Source organism: Rhodococcus cerastii, from assembly GCF_033042195.1.
Lineage (GTDB): Bacteria > Actinomycetota > Actinomycetes > Mycobacteriales > Mycobacteriaceae > Rhodococcoides.
Map to the genome: position 1 here is coordinate 832,129 of NZ_JAWLKF010000001.1, position 18,029 is coordinate 850,157.

Here is an 18,029-nt window from a genome sequence, read left to right on the forward strand (position 1 = left end):
GCGGCGGCTCGGTCACCCGCGAGCCAAGGGATCCTGATTCACGAACACCCGAAGTGCCCGCGGCACGCAACGCGCGGTGACAGGTAGTTCGGCGACTCGCTCACCGTCCGCATAGGCGACGATTCCGTCGCATCGCAGCGTGACCTGCGTCGAGGTGTAGGTGTCCACCTCGGGCCGGTCGATGTGTGTTCCCCGGTAGAGCGTGGGGGACAGTCCGAGCAGTCGAGTCCGGCTCACCCCTCGGATGACGGTGACGTCGAGAAGCCCGTCGTCCACGAGCGCGGCGGGGCACACGACCATCCCGCCACCGTAACTTCTGCCGTTTCCGACAGCGACCAGGGTGGCGTCGAGACGAAGCTCGGCATCGTCCAGTTCGATGACGTACGGCAGCTTTCGGAGGGACGCCAGCTGAAGCATCATCGCTGCGTTGTACCGCAGCGGTCCGCGTGGCCAGCGCAGTCGCTTGGCCCTCTCGGTGACCAGCGAGTCGAAACCACTGGACAGGACGGTGGCGAACCAGCGCTCGCCGATCCGTCCGAGATCGATTGCGCGGGTGACGTTGTCGGCGACGATGTCGGCGGCGTGAACAGCATTGCTTCGAGGCAGTCCCAGAGACCGTGCCAGATCGTTGCCGGTACCGGCCGGGATCAGGCCCATCGGGACGTCGGTGCCGGCCAGTACTTGGACGACGAGATTGACTAGCCCGTCGCCGCCGACGGCGACCACCGCGTCCGTACCGCTGCCGACTGCCTTCTCGAGCAAAGTCAACGCATCCCCGGGTGTGCGGCCTTCGATGGCCGTGACGTGAAGTTCACGCTCCCGCAGTCGAGCCACGGCGCACCGTCCGGCGTGCCCCGCGTGCCCACCGCCGGCCATCGGATTGGTCAACACCGTCACCGATCGGGTCATGCTCGCAACGATTTTTCGATCACATCGATCAGCTTGCCAGGGTCGACGATTGCCGTGGTGGTGACCGAGGCGATTCCTGGTCGAATGCCCCCGACGCAGATTGCGCATGCGTGTTACCGGCGATCTTCGGGCCCGATGTGCGTGTAACCGTGAGGTACTGTAACGAAATAGACTGTTACTACGCGTAATACGGTCTTTTTGTCCGAATCGAGAAAGGTGGCACGTGATCGAGCAGCCGGCGTCGAGTCCTGTCTCGTCGGAGCAACCGCAGTCGTCGTCCGTGACCGCTGCTCCCGAGAAGTCGGTCGAGAACACCGTTCTCGACGCGGCCCGGTCCTGCATCCTCGAACACGGAGTCAAGCGCACGACCTTGGCCGAGATTGCGCGTCGCGCCAAGGTCAGCAGGCCCACCGTGTACCGAAGATGGGCCGATACACGAGCTGTGGTGTCGAGCCTGCTCACGCGAGAGATCGGTGCCCTGATTCCGAGCTTCGACGCTTCGGCACCGGCTCGTGATCAGCTCGTGACTGCCGTGGGTGACGTTGCCGACCGCATTCGACTCCATCCGCTTTTCGTGAAGATTCTGCGTTCCGATTCCGACGTGCTCGCCACGTACATTCTGCATCGGCTCGGAACCAGTCAGGCGTTGATCATCGATGCACTGGCTTCTCTGGTCGTTGCCGGACAACGTGATTCCTCGATTCGTGCGGGGGATCCCACCACTCTGGCCACGTTGGTGTTGCTGATGGTGCAGTCTGCGGTCCAGTCCGCGGAGATGGTGTCCGAGCGGGTGTCCGGTGCCGAGGTGACACGCCAGATGGCGTTCGCCGTCGACCGTTACTTGCGACCCGAGGGTGCGTGAACGAGGCTGCGTCTTGACCTGACCGCCCCTCTCGCGACCTGATCTCGGCACACGTCGAGCGGTACGGCTCGAGTGTGGCACGCTGGGTCGGTGCGAGTAGCAGTGGTGGCCGGGCCCGATCCGGGGCATGCCTTTCCGGCGATCGCCCTGTCTCTGCTCTTCCGCGCGGCCGGCGACGAACCGATCCTCTTCACCGGTAGCCGCTGGGTACCCGCCGCGCACGCCGCGGGCCTGCGAGCGCTTCCGCTGGGTGGACTCGCACCGCGGCCGGAAGACGACGATCTCGATGCCGGACAACGGATCCACTCTCGGGCGGCGTTCGTCTCGACCGAGTTGCTACCCGACCTCGAGCGGGAGAACGTCGATCTCGTCGTGTCCGACATCCTCACCGCAGGGGGTGGCATGGCCGCCGAGCGTCTCGGTATCCCCTGGGTCGAACTCTCGCCCCATCCTCTGTATTCGCCCTCGAAAGGGTTGCCTCCCATCGGAAGTGGCTTGGCTCCGGGTATCGGGATTCGGGGCAGGCTGCGCGATGTGGTGATGCGCGCGTTGACGGCACGCTCGATCGCTCAGGGGCGCGTACAGCGTTCCAACGCACGGACGAGCATCGGGTTGCCTGCCGAGGACCCGGGCCCCGCTGCTCGGCTCGTTGCCACCATTCCCGCGCTCGAGGTGCACCGTCCCGACTGGCCGGCGGAGGCGCACGTGGTCGGCCCGCTGCTGTGGGAGCCGACGGACGACCTGCTCGATGCTCCCGACGGCTCGGCACCGCTGGTGATGGTCGCGCCGTCGACCGCCTTCACCGGTGCGGAAGGAATGCTCGAGATGGCGCTGAAAGGGTTGGACGGCAAGGGGGTGCGGGTCGTGGCCTCCGTTCTCGACGGAGGTCCCAACGCTCTCCCGAGCTGGGCGAACGCAGGCCTCGGCCGCCAGGACGAACTGCTGCGCCGTGCCGATGTAGTGGTATGCGGCGGTGGCCACGGCATGCTGGCCAAGTCTCTCGTCCACGGCGTTCCGGTGGTGGCCGTCCCCGGCGGTGGTGATCAGTGGGAGCTGGCGAATCGGGCCGCCCGGCAGGGGAGTGCGGTCATCGTACGACCCCCGACGCCGACCTCGATCGCCGACGCGGTGGCCACGGTGCTGTCCGATCCGCGTTTCGCTCGGGCAGCGGGGGCGGCGGCGGACGGGTCGCAGTCCGTCGAGGATCCGGTGTCGGTGTGTCGTCACGTGCTCGCCCGCAGCGGTCCACGGAGCGGGCGCTAGGGTTGTCGTTGTGCGTCTGACCGAATTTCGTGAACTCCTCACCGAGGAGTTCGGCTCCGTTCGAGGAAACTCCCTGCTGGCCGATCATGTGTTGTCCGGCATCGGTCGCACCGGAGCGCAGGCCATCGAGGACGGCGTCGACCCGCGAGAAGTGTGGCGCTCGATCTGTTACGAGTTCGACGTTCCGAAAGAGCGCTGGTAGTACCGCACCGGTCCGGTCGATCTTTTCCGGCGTGTCGAAAGCCGAGGTAGTTGACTCGAACACGTGTTCCCCTATGCTGATGTCAACGGTTGCTGAGCGGTCTCGAGAAACTTCTTGTCGGTACCCCGTTCTAGCGTTACCGACGACAAAGCTGATCGATACGACACAGCTGAACGACACGACACAGGGAGCTCACGATGGCTGCATACGATCGCGACAAAGCGCTCGATCTCGCACTTGCGCAGATCGACAAGAACTTCGGCAAGGGCTCGGTGATGCGCCTCGGTGACGAGGTCCGACAGCCCATCGCCGTCATCCCCACGGGATCGATCGCGCTCGACGTGGCACTCGGCATCGGAGGGTTGCCGCGTGGACGTGTCATCGAGGTCTACGGTCCGGAATCCTCGGGTAAGACCACCGTCGCCCTCCATGCAGTGGCCAGTGCTCAGCGAGCCGGCGGCATCGCTGCCTTCATCGACGCCGAGCACGCTCTGGATCCGGACTACGCGAAGAAGCTCGGCGTCGACACCGATGCCTTGCTGGTGTCGCAGCCCGATACCGGTGAGCAGGCTCTCGAAATCGCCGACATGCTGATCCGATCGGGTGCTCTCGACATCCTCGTGATCGACTCGGTGGCGGCATTGGTACCGCGCGCCGAGATCGAGGGTGAGATGGGCGACAGCCACGTGGGTCTGCAGGCCCGCCTGATGAGCCAGGCGCTGCGCAAGATCACCGGTGCCATGAGCAACTCGGGCACCACCGTCATCTTCATCAACCAGCTGCGCGAGAAGATCGGCGTCATGTTCGGCTCTCCCGAAACCACCACCGGTGGTAAGGCATTGAAGTTCTACGCCTCGGTTCGCCTCGACATCCGCCGCATCGAGACCCTGAAGGACGGAACCGATGCCATCGGTAACCGAACCCGGGTCAAGGTGGTCAAGAACAAGGTTGCACCGCCGTTCAAGCAGGCCGAGTTCGACATCATCTACGGCAAGGGCATCAGCCGCGAAGGCTCGTTGATCGACATGGGCGTCGAGCACGGCTTCATTCGTAAGTCGGGTTCGTGGTTCACCTACGAAGGTGACCAGCTCGGTCAGGGCAAGGAGAACGCCCGCAAGTTCATGCTCGAGAACCCGGACGTACGGGACGAGATCGAGAAGAAGATCATGGAGAAGCTGCAGATCGGCGCGGACGTCACCGCAGAGGAGCCCGCAGCTGCTCCGGTCGACTTCTAACCTGTTGTCGCTGTGCAGCAGCGAGACGAAGGCGGCGGCACCGAGGCGCAGGCGAAAGATGTCTGCCTTCGGTTGCTGACCGACCGAGCGCGAAGCAGGCACGAACTCGAAGCGAGCCTGGCCAAGAAGGGTTTCACCGCAGAGATCGCGAACGCCGTTCTCGACCGGCTCGAGAAGGCCAAGCTGGTCGACGACGAATCCTTCGCTCAGCAGTGGGTCCAATCCCGGCACAAGTACTCCGGCAAGGGCAAACGTGCATTGAGCATGGAGCTCCGCAACAAGGGAGTCAGCAACGAACTCGCTGTGGATGCACTCGATCTGATCGATGCCGACGACGAGCGTCAGCGCGCAGCCGAGTTGATACGCAAGCGATTCCGCACGCTGCAGTTGCCCGATCCCAGCGGACCCGATGCTCGAACCGAGCGAGACAAGGTTGTGCGCAAGCTGGTCGGCATGCTCGCCCGCCGCGGCTACTCGCAGTCGATGGCATTCGCAGTGGTCAAAGAGCAGCTCGACTGCGCAGGTGCCGATACCGAAGACTTCGACGGCCCCGACTCGATGTGATCGTCCACCTCGAGCCGGTGCCGTCGAGAAACAGTAAGGCCCGCAACACCATCGGTGTTGCGGGCCTTACTTGTCGAGGGCCTCGACCAGTTTCAGTGTCGTGTGGTCAGGCTGCCTGACCACCGTCGAGAGCCGGAACCACTTCAGTCGCGCCGGCCTTGCGCTTGCGAGAACGCAGACGACGTTCCACCACGGTGGCCAGCTTCGTCAAAGCGGAGTTGATGATGATCATGATGACGGCGACAATCACCAACGACGGCAGGTAGTTGCTGTAGAACGCGCCCACCTGCTGCCCGGAACGGACGACTTCGACGTAGCCGATGACGTAACCCAGCGCCGAGTCCTTCAGTGCTACCACCATCTGCGAGATGATCGCCGGAAGCATGGCGGTGACGGCCTGGGGGAGCAGAACCAGGAGCATGACCTGGCTCTTGCGCATGCCCAACGCCGACGCGGCTTCGCGCTGGCCCTTGGGCAGGGAATTGACGCCGGCACGCACGATCTCGGCAATGACCGAACCGTTGTACAGGGTCAGACCCGTGACCACCGCAGCCAAGGCCAGGTACTTGACTTTGAAGACCTCGTAGTCGGCGTAGACGGCGTACAGGAAGATCATCAGGATCAGCACCGGAACGGCGCGGAACACCTCGACGAATGCGCCACTGATCACTCGCACGACTCGATGATCGGACAACCTGCCGATACCGAGTACGGCACCGAGGATCAGGGCGAACACGATCGACAGGGCCGCTGCCACCAGCGTGCCCTGAATACCGGGCAACAGATAGGTGGTCCACGTGGTCGATTCGAGGAACGGATCCCACTTCTCAGCGGTCAACTGCCCCTTCGAGTCGAGCGCCCGGTAGATCAGAAACGCGATCCCCAGCGAGACGACTGCAACGACCACGGTCAGAATGCGGTATCGCAGTACCGCTTTCGGGCCCGGGACGTCGTACAGAACTGCTACTGCATCACTCATCATGACACCGCCAATCGCTTGCTGATGTAGCCGAACAGCAACCCGGTCGGGAGCGTCAGGATCATGAACCCGAGTGCGAAGATGCCACCGACGACGAAGATCGCGGCCTCGTTCTCGATCATGTTCTTCATCAGGAACGACGCCTCGGCGACGCCGATCACCGATGCGATGGTCGTATTCTTGGTGAGCGCGATCACGACGCTGCCGAGAGGTCCGATCACGGCTCGGAATGCCTGTGGCAGAACGACGATGGAGATGTTCTGTGTGAACGTCATGCCGAGTGAGCGACCCGCTTCGGCCTGACCGACCGGGACCGTGTTGATTCCGGACCGCAGCGATTCGGCGACGAACGACGCGGTGTAGATGCTCAGACCGAGGATTGCCAGGCGAAAGTTGTTGTCGTCGAGGCCCGTAGGGGACGACTGAGACGCCAGAGAGACGCCCATTGTCTGAAACAGGCCGAACGAGGTGAACAGGATGACCAGGGTCAACGGAGTGTTACGGAAGATGGTGACGTACGTGGCAGCGATTCCACGTGCGATCGGAATAGGAGATACCCGCATGGCGGCGACGATGGTTCCGATGATCAGCGCACCGACGAGTGATGCCAATGTCAGATAGATCGTCGTCAGGAATGCTTCGATCAGTTGATCGCCGTACTTGCTCAATAGATTCACGGTGCTTGTTGATCCTCACGGCTCGGAGAGATCGAACCGTCGTGTCCCGCAAGCGAGGCTTGCGGGACACGACGATCGAGTCGATCAGTAGCGGTCGACTGTCGGCGCTGCGGGAAGCGGGTAGCCCGATGCGCCGACGGTGTCGTTGAAGGCCTGCTCCCAGGCACCGCTGGAGACCATCTCTTCGATGGCGTCGTTGATCTGGTTGCGTCCTTCGGTGTCGTCCTTGTTCAGGCCGATGCCGTAGTTCTCCGTGGTGAACGGCTCACCGACCACCTTGAACTGTCCGGGAGACTGTGCGGCGTAGCCGGCGAGGATGATGTCGTCCGTCGTCACCGCATCGACGGTGCCGTTGCGCAGTGCCTCGACGCAGGCGGAGTACGTGTCGAAGGGCTGGAGCTGCACACCCGGGTACTCGTCGGCGATGTTCTGGGCCGGGGTGGAGCCGGTGACCGAGCACAGACGCTTGCCCTCGAGCGAATCGGCACCGGTGATGTCGGTGTTGTCCTGGCTCACCAGCAGTGACTGTCCCGCCACGAAGTACGGTCCGGCGAAACCGACCTTTTCCTTGCGCGTATCGGTGATCGAGTAGGTGGCGACGATGTAGTCGACCTCACCGTTCTCGATCAGCGTCTCGCGCTGGGCCGAGGGGGATTCCTTGAACTCGATGTTGGCTTCGTCGACACCCAGCTGACCGGCAACGTACTTGGCCACCTCGACGTCGAATCCGCTGAACGTGCCGTCGGGGTTGCGCAGCCCGAGGCCGGGCTGGTCGAACTTGATGCCGACGATGAGGTTGCCGGACTCGGCGCTGGTCGAGATGGTGCGAGCTTCCTCGCCGCCGCCGCAGGCGGTCGCAACGATGGACAGAGCTGCAATGGCAACTCCGAGGCGGATCGGGCGGGTGATTCTCACTGTGAATGTCCTTAAGGATCGGGTGGGGTGAACGGGATGAACGGTGCAGCGGGTCAGTGGCCGAGAATCTTGCCGAGGAAGTCCTTGGCTCGTTCGGACTTGGGGGATTTGAAGAACGTCTCCGGATCGGTGTCCTCGACGACGGCTCCGTCGGCCATGAAGATGACGCGGTCGCCTGCCTTGCGGGCGAAGCCCATCTCGTGGGTGACGACGAGCATCGTCATGCCCTCTTTGGCAAGCGAGGTCATGACGTCGAGTACCTCGTTGACCATCTCGGGGTCGAGGGCCGAGGTGGGCTCGTCGAAGAGCATCACCTTGGGGTTCATGGCGAGAGATCGAGCGATGGCGACACGCTGCTGCTGACCACCGGACAACTGGGCGGGGTACTTGTCGGCCTGGTTGGCGATACCCACGCGTTCGAGCAGAGCCAACGCGCTCTTTTCCGCCTCGTCCTTCTTCTGCTTGCGCACCTTCATGGGCGCGAGCATGACGTTCTGCAGAATCGTCTTGTGCGCGAACAGGTTGAACGACTGGAACACCATGCCCACGTCGGCACGCAGTGCGGCCAGAGCCTTGCCCTCGGCGGGGAGCAGCTCTCCGTCCACCTCGATGGCACCGGAGTCGATCGGCTCCAACCGATTGATCGTTCGGCACAGGGTCGACTTGCCCGATCCGGAAGGACCAACGACGATGACGACCTGTCCGGCCGGCACTTCCAGGTTGATGTCCTTGAGGACGTGCAGATCACCGAAATGTTTGTCGACGGATTTGAGCGAGATCATCGAAGGTGCGCCCGGCGGGGGAGTCGATGCCGGCGCGTCGGTGGCGTGCGTCATAGATCGAAACCCTATGCGTAGTTTCCTCGCCGACCGGTGTTTTCGCCCGTCATCTTCGATTATGTAATGGAAACTTTACTGACGGTCTGCATCGGCCCTGGACAGTCTCCGGTGGAGCCCTCGACCCCGGCGTGTCGGTCGGTGCGATGGACGTACCCTGGAGGGGTGCAAACGAGTGTTTTTCCGACCATGGACGTGACCGAACGCGGGGTTACCGAGCCCGTACCGCTCACCGACGGGTCGGCGGCAGGTGCCCGCAGCTACGAAGTGCGTACGCACGGTTGTCAGATGAACGTCCACGATTCGGAGCGGCTGTCCGGACTGCTCGAGGAAGCGGGCTACGTGCCGGCGGACTCGGGCACCGACGCGGATCTGGTCGTGTTCAACACGTGCGCGGTGCGCGAGAACGCCGACAACAAGCTCTACGGCAACCTGGGCATGTTGCGGCCTGCGAAGACGCGCAATCCCAACATGCAGATCGCTGTCGGTGGCTGCCTGGCGCAGAAGGACCGCAACACCGTCGTGGAGAAGGCACCGTGGGTCGACGTCGTCTTCGGCACCCACAACATCGGGTCGCTGCCGGTTCTGCTCGAGCGCGCCCGGCACAACGAACAGGCGCAGGTCGAGATCCTCGAATCCCTCGAGGCCTTTCCCTCCACCCTCCCCGCGAAGCGAGAATCCGCCTACGCCGGCTGGGTGTCGATCTCGGTGGGCTGCAACAACACCTGCACGTTCTGTATCGTCCCCGCATTGCGCGGCAAGGAAATCGACCGCAGGCCGGGTGACATCCTCGCCGAGGTACAGGCTTTGGTGGATCAGGGCGTCCTCGAGGTGACTCTGCTCGGCCAGAACGTCAATGCGTACGGTGCCTCGTTCGCCGATCCGGACATGCCCCGTGATCGCGGCGCGTTCGCCTCGCTGCTGACCGCTTGCGGCTCGATCGAGGGGCTGGAGCGGGTGCGCTTCACGTCACCGCACCCCGCCGAGTTCACCGACGACGTCATCGAGGCCATGGCGTCGACCCCGAACATCTGCCCCACCCTGCACATGCCGCTGCAGTCCGGATCGGACCGAATCCTCAAGGCCATGCGCAGGTCCTACCGGCAGACGAAGTTCATGGGCATCATCGACAAGGTGCGTGCGGCCATGCCGCACGCGGCCGTCACCACCGACATCATCGTCGGCTTCCCCGGCGAGACCGAAGAGGACTTCGAGCAGACCCTCGACGTGGTGCGACGGGCGAAGTTCGCCAACGCCTACACGTTCCAGTACTCGAAGCGTCCGGGCACCCCGGCGGCCGACATGCCCGACCAGGTTCCCAAAGAGGTTGTGCAAGAACGGTATCTGCGGCTGATCGCGTTGCAGGAGGAGATCGTTCTCGCGGCCAACCAGGCGCTGATCGGTACCGAGGTCGAACTGCTCGTCGCCACCGGTGAAGGTCGCAAGAACGCAGCAACCCATCGGATGAGCGGGCGAGCCAGGGACGGCCGACTCGTCCACTTCGCCGTGGACGCCGACAGGGCGAGCGAGATTCGTCCGGGTGACGTCGTCACGACCACACTCACTGCAGCCGCCCCGTACCACCTCATCGCCGATGCCGGCGTGCTCACCCACAGGCGTACGGCAGCAGGCGATGCCCACGAACGCGGAGTGATGCCGAAGACGGCACCGATCGGCGTCGGCCTCGGACTTCCCTCGATCGGCGCACCGGCGCCGCTGACGCCAGAGACAGGATGCACCGCATGACAGAGACAGACGGACCCGATCGCGTCGTACCCTCTCGATCCGCAGAGGAACTCGGACGGACCGAGAGGGCGGTGATGACCGAACTGGATCCGGGCGCGCGGGCCATGGTGGTGGCCGGGCTGGTCATGGTCCTGCTGTTCACGTTCGCGTTGCCGCACACCGGATCGGCCAGCGGGTTCGACGTGCTCACGGGCAGCGATGCCGCAGTTGCCGAATCGATCGCGCTGCCGTCGCGCGTCTTCGTCGTGCTCGTGCTCACGTTCGGTGTGGTGATGTCGGTGCTCGCACTCGTCACCCGCATCTGGGCGCTGGCCTGGGCTGCCCTGGCAGGGTGCGCGGTGTCGTCGGTGTACGGAATGTTCTCGATCTGGACGCGGCAGACCGTGCCGGACAACGTGCAGGGCGCCGGACCGGGAATCGGCCTGATCATCGCGTGGATCACCGTCATCGCTCTGACGTTCCACTGGCTCAAGGCCGTGTGGAAGAAGACGAACGCCCAACTCGCCGCCCAGGAGCAGCGACGCATCGCGGCGGCGTCGGGTGAACAGAAGCTACGACTGTGGGACGGCCACTCGGCCCCGTAGGCCCGAACGGCCGTCCTCGGTCAGCGAATCACAGTTCGTCGACTCACAGCTCGTCGACGGCGCTCTCCGCTGCGTCGGCCCACTCGCGCCACTGCTGCGCCTGTGCCAGCGCACGCTCGGCATCCTTGGTCTTGCCTGCTGCGGTCGCCTTCGCAGCCTGATCCTCGAACTGAGCCACCCGTTCGCGGAACTGGGCCGCGCGGGCAACGGCCTCGGGGTCGGAGCGACGCCACTGCGACTCGACCGCGTCGTGCACCGACTTCTCGATCGCGCGCAGTTTGCCTTCGAGTTCCTGCATCTTCTCGCGCGGGACCTTGCCGATTGCATCCCACTTGTCCTGCAGATCGCGCAGCGCCGAGCGGGCAGCGTCGAGGTCCTTGCTCGGGTCGATGTGGGTCTTGGCCAGCAGGGCTTCCTTGGCCTCGGCGTTGGCCTCGAACTCGGCGTCCCGCTCGGAGGCCGCGGCGTTACGGGCGGCGAAGAACACGTCCTGTGCGGCCTTGAAGTTCTTCCACAGAGCGTCGTCGGCATCACGAGGAGCGCGGCCGGATGCTTTCCACTCCACCAGCAGATCGCGGAACGCAGCTGCGGTGGGACCCCAATCGGTGGACGACGACAGGGCTTTGGCCCGCTCGACGAGTTCTTCCTTGCGAGTCTTGGCCGCACCGCGCTCACGATCGAGATCGGCGAAGTGCGCGCCGCGGCGACGATTGAAGTTTTCCCGAGCCTTCGAGTACCGCTTCCACAGGGCATCGTCGATCTTGCGGTCGACCCCGCGAATCGTCTTCCACTCGTCGAGGATTTCGCGTAGCCGATCTCCCGCGTGCTTCCACTGGGTCGATTCGCTGCCGATCTGTTCGGCTTCGACTGCGAGAGCTTCCTTGCGTGCCGTGTGTTCGGCGCGTTCGAGCTCCTTCTCGTGCTTGGCCACCGCTGCTGCGGCATCCGAATGCTCGACGACCGCGTCGAGTCGCCTCGCGAGCAGATCGAGGTCACCGATCACTGCCGCAGTCGGCAGGCTCTCCAGCAGCGCGGACGCTGCGGCCTTCGTCTTCTTGGCATCGCCTGTACCGGAGGTCAATCGAGCTTCGAGCAGACCGACCTCGGTGGCCAGATCGTCGTAACGCCGACCGAAATGGGCGAGCCCTTCCGCTGCGTCTCCGGCTTGCCAGGACCCGATCTGCCGCTCGCCGTCGGAGGTGGTCACCCACGCCGTACCGTCGTCGTCGACTCTGCCGAACTTGCTGGGATCGCTCGCAGGCGTGACCGCCGGGATTGCCGTGGGGACGTGGGAGGGCGTGGGGTGAGGTTTGGCACCGGCCGAACTGCCGGGCCGAGGAGAACCGGCACCTGGGCCCGCGGGCCTGGGTCCACCACCGGGCTTCGGTCCACCGCCCGGCTTGGGTCCACCTCCGGGCTTGGGTCCGCCGTGGTTCGCCGCATCGGGAGCGGTGGCACCGGGGGGCTGGGCGGGTGCATCCGAGGACGGAGCCTCGGGGGTGGTGGGGGTACCGGCGTTCGGGTCGGTCATTGTTCCTCATCTCTGCCGCGCGTCACGGCTGCCTCAATCGCGATCTGGACACCATTGAACTAGGTGACGACCGATCGGACCATTGAAACAGCTCAGACGACTCGAGGTGGACCCGTCCGGCCAAGTCGCACCAGCGACTAGCGTGGTGCTCGTGTTTCGTGCCGCGGCCCTGGTGCCCTCTCCGCCGTTGTTGGTCCCCGAACTGATGGGCGCGGGGGAGGCCGAGACAGCAGATCTTCGGGTCGCCGCCGTCAGCGCCACGACACACCTGACGTCGACGGTCGACCGCTGGATCGCCGTCGGCGTCGATCGCACGTCCTCCACGTTCGGCGAGGCCACTGTCGGCACGTTTCGGGGCTTCGGAGTCGACGTGGTCGTGAGCCTGTCCAGCGCCGCGGATCAGACTGGGGCAGACCCGGACCTGCCGCTGGCCGTTCTGATCGCGGGGTGGCTGCGAGGACAGGCTGCGCCCGACGATCCGGTCGAGGTCCGCACGATCCCGGCCGATGCGAGCCCCGAGTGGTGCGCGGAGTTCGGCGAGGAGCTGCGCCGAGAGTTCGACGCCTCGGCGGAGAGCTGGGGCGTTCTGGTGCTGGCAGACGGGGCGAACACGCTGACTCCGAAGGCCCCCGGATCGTTCGACGAGCGCGCCGAGGAGGTCCAGCGCCGGATCGACGATGCCCTCGCGGCAGCGGACGTCGACGCGTTGGCCGGTCTGGAACCGGACCTGTGCGCATCGCTCGGTGTCAGCGGCCGACCGGCGTGGCAGGTGCTGGCAGCACTCGCCGGAGCCGATGCGAAGACGACGACGGAGCTCTACCGAGGTGCCCCTTTCGGCGTCGGATACTTCGTGGGGACCTGGTCTCGTGACTGATGGGGCGAGCGATCCGGCCACGACTCCGGTCGCGATCATCGGCCCGACGGCCGCAGGCAAATCCGACCTGGCTCTCGATCTGGCCGAGACATTCGGCGGTGAAATCGTCAATATCGACGCGATGCAGCAGTACCGGGGAATGGACATCGGGACCGCGAAACTGCCAGTCGCTCAGCGGCGCGGGATTCCGCACCATCAACTCGATGTGCTCGAGGTCACCGACATCGCCACCGTCGCGCGGTATCAAGCGGCTGCGGTCGCCGACGTCGAGGACATTCGATCGCGCGGATTGCGACCGATCATCGTCGGGGGGTCGATGATGTACGTGCAATCGTTGCTCGACGAGTGGGCCTTTCCGGCAACCGACCCCGTCGTGCGGGCGAAGTGGGAAGCAGTCCTCGATCGCAACGGTGTCGAGGAGATCCATCGCGCGTTGACGGCCGCCGATCCCGAGGCTGCCGCATCGATACTGCCCACCGACGGCAGGCGCATGGTCCGGGCGCTCGAGGTGGTGGAGCTGACCGGGCAGCCGTTCGCGGCCTCGGCTCCGAAGATCGGCGCACCTCGCTGGGGCACGGTGGTGCTCGGAGTCGACCGCGACACGGCCGAACTGGACGAGCGGATCGCCGAGCGCACGCGACAGATGTTCGAGACCGGACTGCTCGACGAGGTGGAAGGGCTGCTCGGTCTGGGGCTGCGTGAGGGCGTCACCGCGTCGCGCGCGATCGGGTACGCGCAGGCTCTCGACGTGTTGGCGGGGGAGTACGACGTCGAGTTCGCGCGGGAACGGACGTTCATCGGAACCAGACGCTACGTGCGACGCCAACGCTCGTGGTTTCGCCGCGACGACCGTGTCCGTTGGCTCGACGGTGCGTCGCCCACGCTGATGTCGGACGCCCTGTCCGCGATCGACCCCGCGTAACGGAACCCCCGTAGACTCGCGGCCATGCACTTCGCCAAAGGCCATGGAACTCAGAACGACTTCGTCGTACTGCCGGATCCGGCAGCCGAGCTCGAACTCACCAGGTCGGCGGTCTCGGTGTTGTGTGATCGACGCCAGGGCCTCGGTGCCGACGGCATTCTGCGCGTCGCCCGGGCCGGTGTGCTCCGAGATGCAGGCGTACTCGATCGAATTCCGTCGGGTGTCGAGCCCGAGGACTGGTTCATGGACTACCGCAACGGTGACGGCACCATCGCCGAGATGTGCGGCAACGGCGTCCGCGTGTTCGCGCACTATCTGCGGGTGCACGATCTCGAACAACGTGACCAGTTCGTGGTGGGTTCGCGGGCCGGTGCACGCGCTGTGACCGTCCACTCGTTCGACGACACCGACGCCGATGTCACCGTGGCGATGGGTGATGTCACGCTGATGGGCTCGAGCTCGGTGACCCTCGCGGGTGGAACGTACGAGGGCGTCGGGATCGACGTCGGGAACCCTCATCTGGCCTGTGTCGACGGTGCGTTGACGCGCGCATCTCTCGGCGCTCTCGACTTGACCGCGCCGCCGACACTGGACTCCGAGTTCTTTCCCCGCGGCGCGAACGTCGAGATCCTGACCAGGCTCGACGACGGAGCCGTCGAGATGCGCGTGTTCGAGCGCGGCGTCGGGGAGACGCGATCGTGTGGCACCGGAACCGTGGCGGCGGCCGCAGCCGCGCTGTCCTTCGAGGGCCTCGAGACCGGGGAGGTGAGCGTCGGTGTGCTCGGCGGTCGGGTGCGCGTGAACATCGATCACGTCGGTGCCACTCTGCGCGGACCGTCGGTGCTGCTGGCCCGCGGCGAGATCGACGACCGGTGGCTGAAGGCTCAGTCCTGACGATCGCACCGGCCTCGGCATCCGCCCGGACCGAAACCCGCGTGCATACGCTGGGCTTTTCGTGGATCATGGGTGTCGTATGACGAACTCACATGAAACATCCCCTGCGGGCGAACCGGTCGACGACAGTCGCGACGAGGTCGACGGTGCTCCCGAAACCGAATCCGCCTGGACTCGCGAAGAGTCCGACGCATGGTCGAGGCGACTGGCTCGGTCTCCACTGAACGACGAGAACTCCCCGTCGTCCGGCGACATGCAGCTCGAAGACCGCACCGCGCTACGTCGAGTGGCCGGACTGTCCACCGAACTCACCGACGTCACCGAGGTCGAGTACCGGCAGCTGCGCCTCGAACGCGTCGTGTTGGTCGGAGTCTGGACCACAGGCACGGCCGCGCAGGCCGAGTCCAGCATGACCGAACTGGCTGCGCTGGCCGAGACCGCCGGCTCGGAGGTACTCGAAGCGCTGATGCAGCGACGCGACAAGCCCGACGCCGCGACGTACATCGGTTCCGGCAAGGCCAAGGAAGTGCGCGACATCGTCCTCGCGACCGGTGCCGACACGGTGATCTGCGACGGTGAACTGACGCCTGCTCAGCTCAATGCGCTGGAGAAGGTCGTCAAGGTCAAGGTCATCGACCGCACCGCGCTGATCCTCGACATCTTCGCCCAGCACGCGACCTCGCGAGAAGGCAAGGCGCAGGTCGCCTTCGCGCAGATGGAGTACATGTTGCCCAGGCTCCGCGGCTGGGGTGAATCCATGTCGCGGCAGGCCGGTGGACGTGCAGGCAGCAACGGTGGTGTGGGTCTGCGCGGACCGGGTGAGACGAAGATCGAGACCGACCGTCGACGCATCCGCGAGCGAATGGCCAAGCTGCGCCGCGAGATCAAGGGCATGAAGCAGGCCCGCGACACCAAACGCGAACAGCGCCTGAGCGGTACGGTGCCGTCCATCGCGATCGTGGGATACACGAACGCGGGCAAGTCGAGTCTGCTGAATGCCCTGACCGGATCCGGTGTGTTGGTCCAGAACGCGTTGTTCGCCACCCTCGATCCCACCACGCGGAAGTCGACCCTCGAAGACGGCCGCGAGATCGTGCTGACCGACACCGTCGGCTTCGTTCGGCACCTTCCGACTCAGTTGGTCGAAGCGTTCCGCTCGACGCTCGAGGAAGTCACCGATGCAGCCCTGCTGCTGCACGTGGTCGACGGATCGGATCCTCTTCCGATCGATCAGATCAAGGCCGTGCGCGAGGTGATCACCGAGGTTGTTCGCGAGCAGGATGCGAAGATGCCGCCGGAGTTGTTGGTGGTCAACAAGATCGACGCTGCTGATCCGGTGCAGCTGACCCAGCTGCGCGGATTGCTCGACGGCGCGCGGTTCGTCTCGGCCAAGACCGGCGAGGGAATCGACGCCCTGCGAGATCACCTGGCCGAGATCCTCTCCGAGCCGGACGTGTTGGTCGACGTACTCGTGCCGTACACCCGTGGCGATCTGGTCGCGCGCATCCACACCGACGGCCGGATCGTGAAATCCACCCATGAGGAAGAGGGCACGCGCGTGGAAGCGCGTGTGCCGCAATCGCTCGCGGCAGCGCTGGTCGAGTTCACGGCAACCGTTCCCACCGCCTGATCTCGGTGGGGCCACGGCTGGTGGTGTGCGGAGCGGCCGCGGCTGCGGTCGCGACGACGGTCGCGTTCTCGGGGCCTGCCTTCGCAGCTCCGATCGAGACCGAAACGTATTGTCGACCAACCGATCCTGGTCTCGCCGAGTTGTCCGGCCTGACCTCGATCGACGGGGTCCTCTACGCAATCGGCGACAGCGGAGCCGATGATCGGGTCGCGGCGCTCGGTGCCGACTGCACGGTCGAGCGATGGATCGACGTTCCCGTCGACCCGTACGACGTCGAGGACCTGACGTCGTACGACGGCTCGCTGTGGTTGGCGGACATCGGCGACAATCAGATGCGGCGCGACACAGTGGCATTGACGCGCATGGACCCGGCATCGGGTGCGGGCGAACTGTACCGACTGACCTACCCGGACGGCGCACACGACGCCGAGGCGATCCTGATCGAGCCCGGTGGTAGACCGGTGATCGTCACCAAGGAACTCTCGGGCGTGAGCGGGGTGTACGTACCTGCAGGCGACGAATCGGTCACCGATCTGAGCAGTCCAGGGCCGACGCCGATGCGCAAGGTGGGAGATCTGGCGTTCACCGCAACGGACACGGTCGGTGGGCCGCCGTTCGTGGTCGGATCGATATTGGCGACCGGGGGAGCGGTGAGCGCCGACGGCACCGTCGCCGCGGTGCGCACGTACACCGACGCGTACCTGTTCGATTCGTCCGATGGCGATATTGCGTCCGCGCTGGTCGATCCTGCCACGCCGCGGGCAGTGACGGCTTTGCCCGATCAACCGCAGGGCGAGGCACTGGCGTTCCTCGACGACGGAAGTCTGCTCCTGGCGTCGGAAGCGGGTTACGCTCCGACGGACGGAAGCCTTCCGCCGATTCTTCGATTCACGGATGCGCGGTCTCTCGAACTCGCTGTTCCGGAGCCCACCGCCGCCGAATCCAGTGCGCCGCAGTCGGTGTCGCCGACCTCGAGCGCAGATCGGTCGCCGCAAACGCCGACAGCGACGGACTCGGAATGGGAGTTCCGAGCGGCCGTCGCTGCCGGTGTGGTGCTGATCGCTGGAGCGGTGGGATTCACCGTCCGGCGATCGATGCGCTCTCGTTAGGCGTCGCAGGAGTGGAGCCTGCGGAACGACCTATGCGTCCAAGTCTGCTTCGACGAGGGCGACGACCTTGTCGAGTGCGGCCTGGTCGTCGCTGCTGACGGTGACTTCGGTGCCCTTGGTGGCGCCGAGCGTCATGATCATCAGGGCCGAACCTGCATCCACCGGCTCCGAGTCGGCCACTGCGAGGGTGACGTCTACGCCGGCTTCGGCGACGGCGTCGGCGATCAGTGCTGCGGGGCGGGCGTGCAGACCGATCGAGGATCCGACGGCGACTGTGGTGCTGGGCATGGTGCTCCT

Annotated in this window: 19 protein-coding genes; 12 read left to right on the top strand and 7 right to left on the bottom strand. The window is 65.2% G+C overall.

Features of this window, described 5'->3' with window-relative positions:
• Positions 1-12: 12 nt before the first annotated feature.
• On the bottom strand, positions 13-909 hold the full coding sequence (locus R3P93_RS03750; RefSeq protein WP_149405923.1) for a diacylglycerol kinase: 897 nt from the start codon (positions 907-909) through the stop codon (positions 13-15).
• Between the two features lie 280 nt (positions 910-1,189).
• On the opposite strand from R3P93_RS03750, the gene R3P93_RS03755 reads away from it, so the two are divergent.
• The 5 genes from R3P93_RS03755 (at position 1,190) to R3P93_RS03775 (ending at position 5,035) form a co-directional block, all read left to right on the top strand.
• Positions 1,190-1,771 carry a TetR/AcrR family transcriptional regulator gene (locus R3P93_RS03755; protein ID WP_149406050.1) on the top strand — a complete coding sequence of 194 codons (582 nt, stop codon included), beginning with the start codon at positions 1,190-1,192 and terminating at the stop codon, positions 1,769-1,771.
• A 90-nt stretch (positions 1,772-1,861) separates the two neighbouring features.
• Positions 1,862-3,034 carry a glycosyltransferase gene (locus tag R3P93_RS03760; RefSeq protein WP_149405922.1) on the top strand — a complete coding sequence of 391 codons (1,173 nt, stop codon included), beginning with the start codon at positions 1,862-1,864 and terminating at the stop codon, positions 3,032-3,034.
• Between the two features lie 10 nt (positions 3,035-3,044).
• On the top strand, positions 3,045-3,236 hold the full coding sequence (locus R3P93_RS03765; protein WP_027496833.1) for a DUF3046 domain-containing protein: 192 nt from the start codon (positions 3,045-3,047) through the stop codon (positions 3,234-3,236).
• Positions 3,237-3,433: 197 nt separating this feature from the next.
• Entirely contained in the window at positions 3,434-4,471 is a 1,038-nt protein-coding gene (gene recA, locus R3P93_RS03770) for a recombinase RecA (protein ID WP_008716921.1), read from the top strand.
• Positions 4,472-4,483: 12 nt separating this feature from the next.
• A complete protein-coding gene (locus tag R3P93_RS03775) occupies positions 4,484-5,035 on the top strand; it encodes a regulatory protein RecX (protein WP_149405921.1) in 552 nt (183 codons plus the stop codon).
• 106 nt (positions 5,036-5,141) lie between these two features.
• On the opposite strand, the gene R3P93_RS03780 is transcribed toward R3P93_RS03775, so the two are convergent.
• The 4 genes from R3P93_RS03780 to R3P93_RS03795 all read right to left on the bottom strand — a co-directional run bounded on the left by R3P93_RS03780 (position 5,142) and on the right by R3P93_RS03795 (position 8,388).
• A complete protein-coding gene (locus R3P93_RS03780; protein WP_068050696.1) occupies positions 5,142-6,014 on the bottom strand; it encodes an amino acid ABC transporter permease in 873 nt (290 codons plus the stop codon).
• Positions 6,014-6,691 carry an amino acid ABC transporter permease gene (locus tag R3P93_RS03785; protein WP_149405920.1) on the bottom strand — a complete coding sequence of 226 codons (678 nt, stop codon included), beginning with the start codon at positions 6,689-6,691 and terminating at the stop codon, positions 6,014-6,016. Before R3P93_RS03785 ends, R3P93_RS03780 begins: the two co-directional genes overlap by 1 nt.
• A gap of 84 nt (positions 6,692-6,775) precedes the next feature.
• Positions 6,776-7,606 carry a glutamate ABC transporter substrate-binding protein gene (locus R3P93_RS03790; RefSeq protein WP_094688752.1) on the bottom strand — a complete coding sequence of 277 codons (831 nt, stop codon included), beginning with the start codon at positions 7,604-7,606 and terminating at the stop codon, positions 6,776-6,778.
• 53 nt (positions 7,607-7,659) lie between these two features.
• Positions 7,660-8,388: an amino acid ABC transporter ATP-binding protein gene (locus tag R3P93_RS03795; RefSeq protein WP_188078645.1), complete on the bottom strand. Its 729-nt coding sequence runs from the start codon at positions 8,386-8,388 to the stop codon at positions 7,660-7,662.
• Positions 8,389-8,631: 243 nt separating this feature from the next.
• Between R3P93_RS03795 and miaB the strand changes: the two genes are divergently transcribed.
• Complete coding sequence (gene miaB / locus R3P93_RS03800; protein WP_223145642.1) at positions 8,632-10,188, top strand: tRNA (N6-isopentenyl adenosine(37)-C2)-methylthiotransferase MiaB; 1,557 nt, start codon at positions 8,632-8,634, stop codon at positions 10,186-10,188.
• Positions 10,185-10,772, top strand: a complete 588-nt coding sequence (locus R3P93_RS03805; protein ID WP_068050689.1) for an Rv2732c family membrane protein — start codon at positions 10,185-10,187, stop codon at positions 10,770-10,772. The genes miaB and R3P93_RS03805 overlap by 4 nt, the downstream gene beginning before the upstream one ends.
• 43 nt (positions 10,773-10,815) lie before the next feature.
• Here R3P93_RS03805 and R3P93_RS03810 read toward each other — a convergent pair whose 3' ends face one another.
• Entirely contained in the window at positions 10,816-12,303 is a 1,488-nt protein-coding gene (locus R3P93_RS03810) for a DUF349 domain-containing protein (protein WP_149405918.1), read from the bottom strand.
• Between the two features lie 151 nt (positions 12,304-12,454).
• Here R3P93_RS03810 and R3P93_RS03815 point away from each other — a divergent pair, with 151 nt between their 5' ends.
• The 5 genes from R3P93_RS03815 to R3P93_RS03835 all read left to right on the top strand — a co-directional run bounded on the left by R3P93_RS03815 (position 12,455) and on the right by R3P93_RS03835 (position 17,732).
• On the top strand, positions 12,455-13,177 hold the full coding sequence (locus R3P93_RS03815) for a class III extradiol dioxygenase subunit B-like domain-containing protein (protein WP_149405917.1): 723 nt from the start codon (positions 12,455-12,457) through the stop codon (positions 13,175-13,177).
• Positions 13,170-14,099, top strand: coding sequence for a tRNA (adenosine(37)-N6)-dimethylallyltransferase MiaA (miaA, locus tag R3P93_RS03820; protein ID WP_149405916.1), 930 nt, complete (start codon positions 13,170-13,172; stop codon positions 14,097-14,099). The genes R3P93_RS03815 and miaA overlap by 8 nt, the downstream gene beginning before the upstream one ends.
• A gap of 24 nt (positions 14,100-14,123) precedes the next feature.
• Positions 14,124-14,993 carry a diaminopimelate epimerase gene (gene dapF, locus R3P93_RS03825; protein WP_317532424.1) on the top strand — a complete coding sequence of 290 codons (870 nt, stop codon included), beginning with the start codon at positions 14,124-14,126 and terminating at the stop codon, positions 14,991-14,993.
• A 79-nt stretch (positions 14,994-15,072) separates the two neighbouring features.
• Positions 15,073-16,623, top strand: a complete 1,551-nt coding sequence (gene hflX, locus R3P93_RS03830) for a GTPase HflX (protein ID WP_394855245.1) — start codon at positions 15,073-15,075, stop codon at positions 16,621-16,623.
• A 5-nt stretch (positions 16,624-16,628) separates the two neighbouring features.
• Entirely contained in the window at positions 16,629-17,732 is a 1,104-nt protein-coding gene (locus R3P93_RS03835) for a hypothetical protein (protein ID WP_094688748.1), read from the top strand.
• A gap of 30 nt (positions 17,733-17,762) precedes the next feature.
• Here the strand turns inward: R3P93_RS03835 and R3P93_RS03840 are convergent, their stop codons facing one another.
• The gene (locus tag R3P93_RS03840) at positions 17,763-18,020 is read right to left on the bottom strand and encodes an HPr family phosphocarrier protein (protein ID WP_068050678.1); all 258 of its coding nucleotides are present in this window, start codon (positions 18,018-18,020) and stop codon (positions 17,763-17,765) included.
• Positions 18,021-18,029 lie beyond the last annotated feature (9 nt).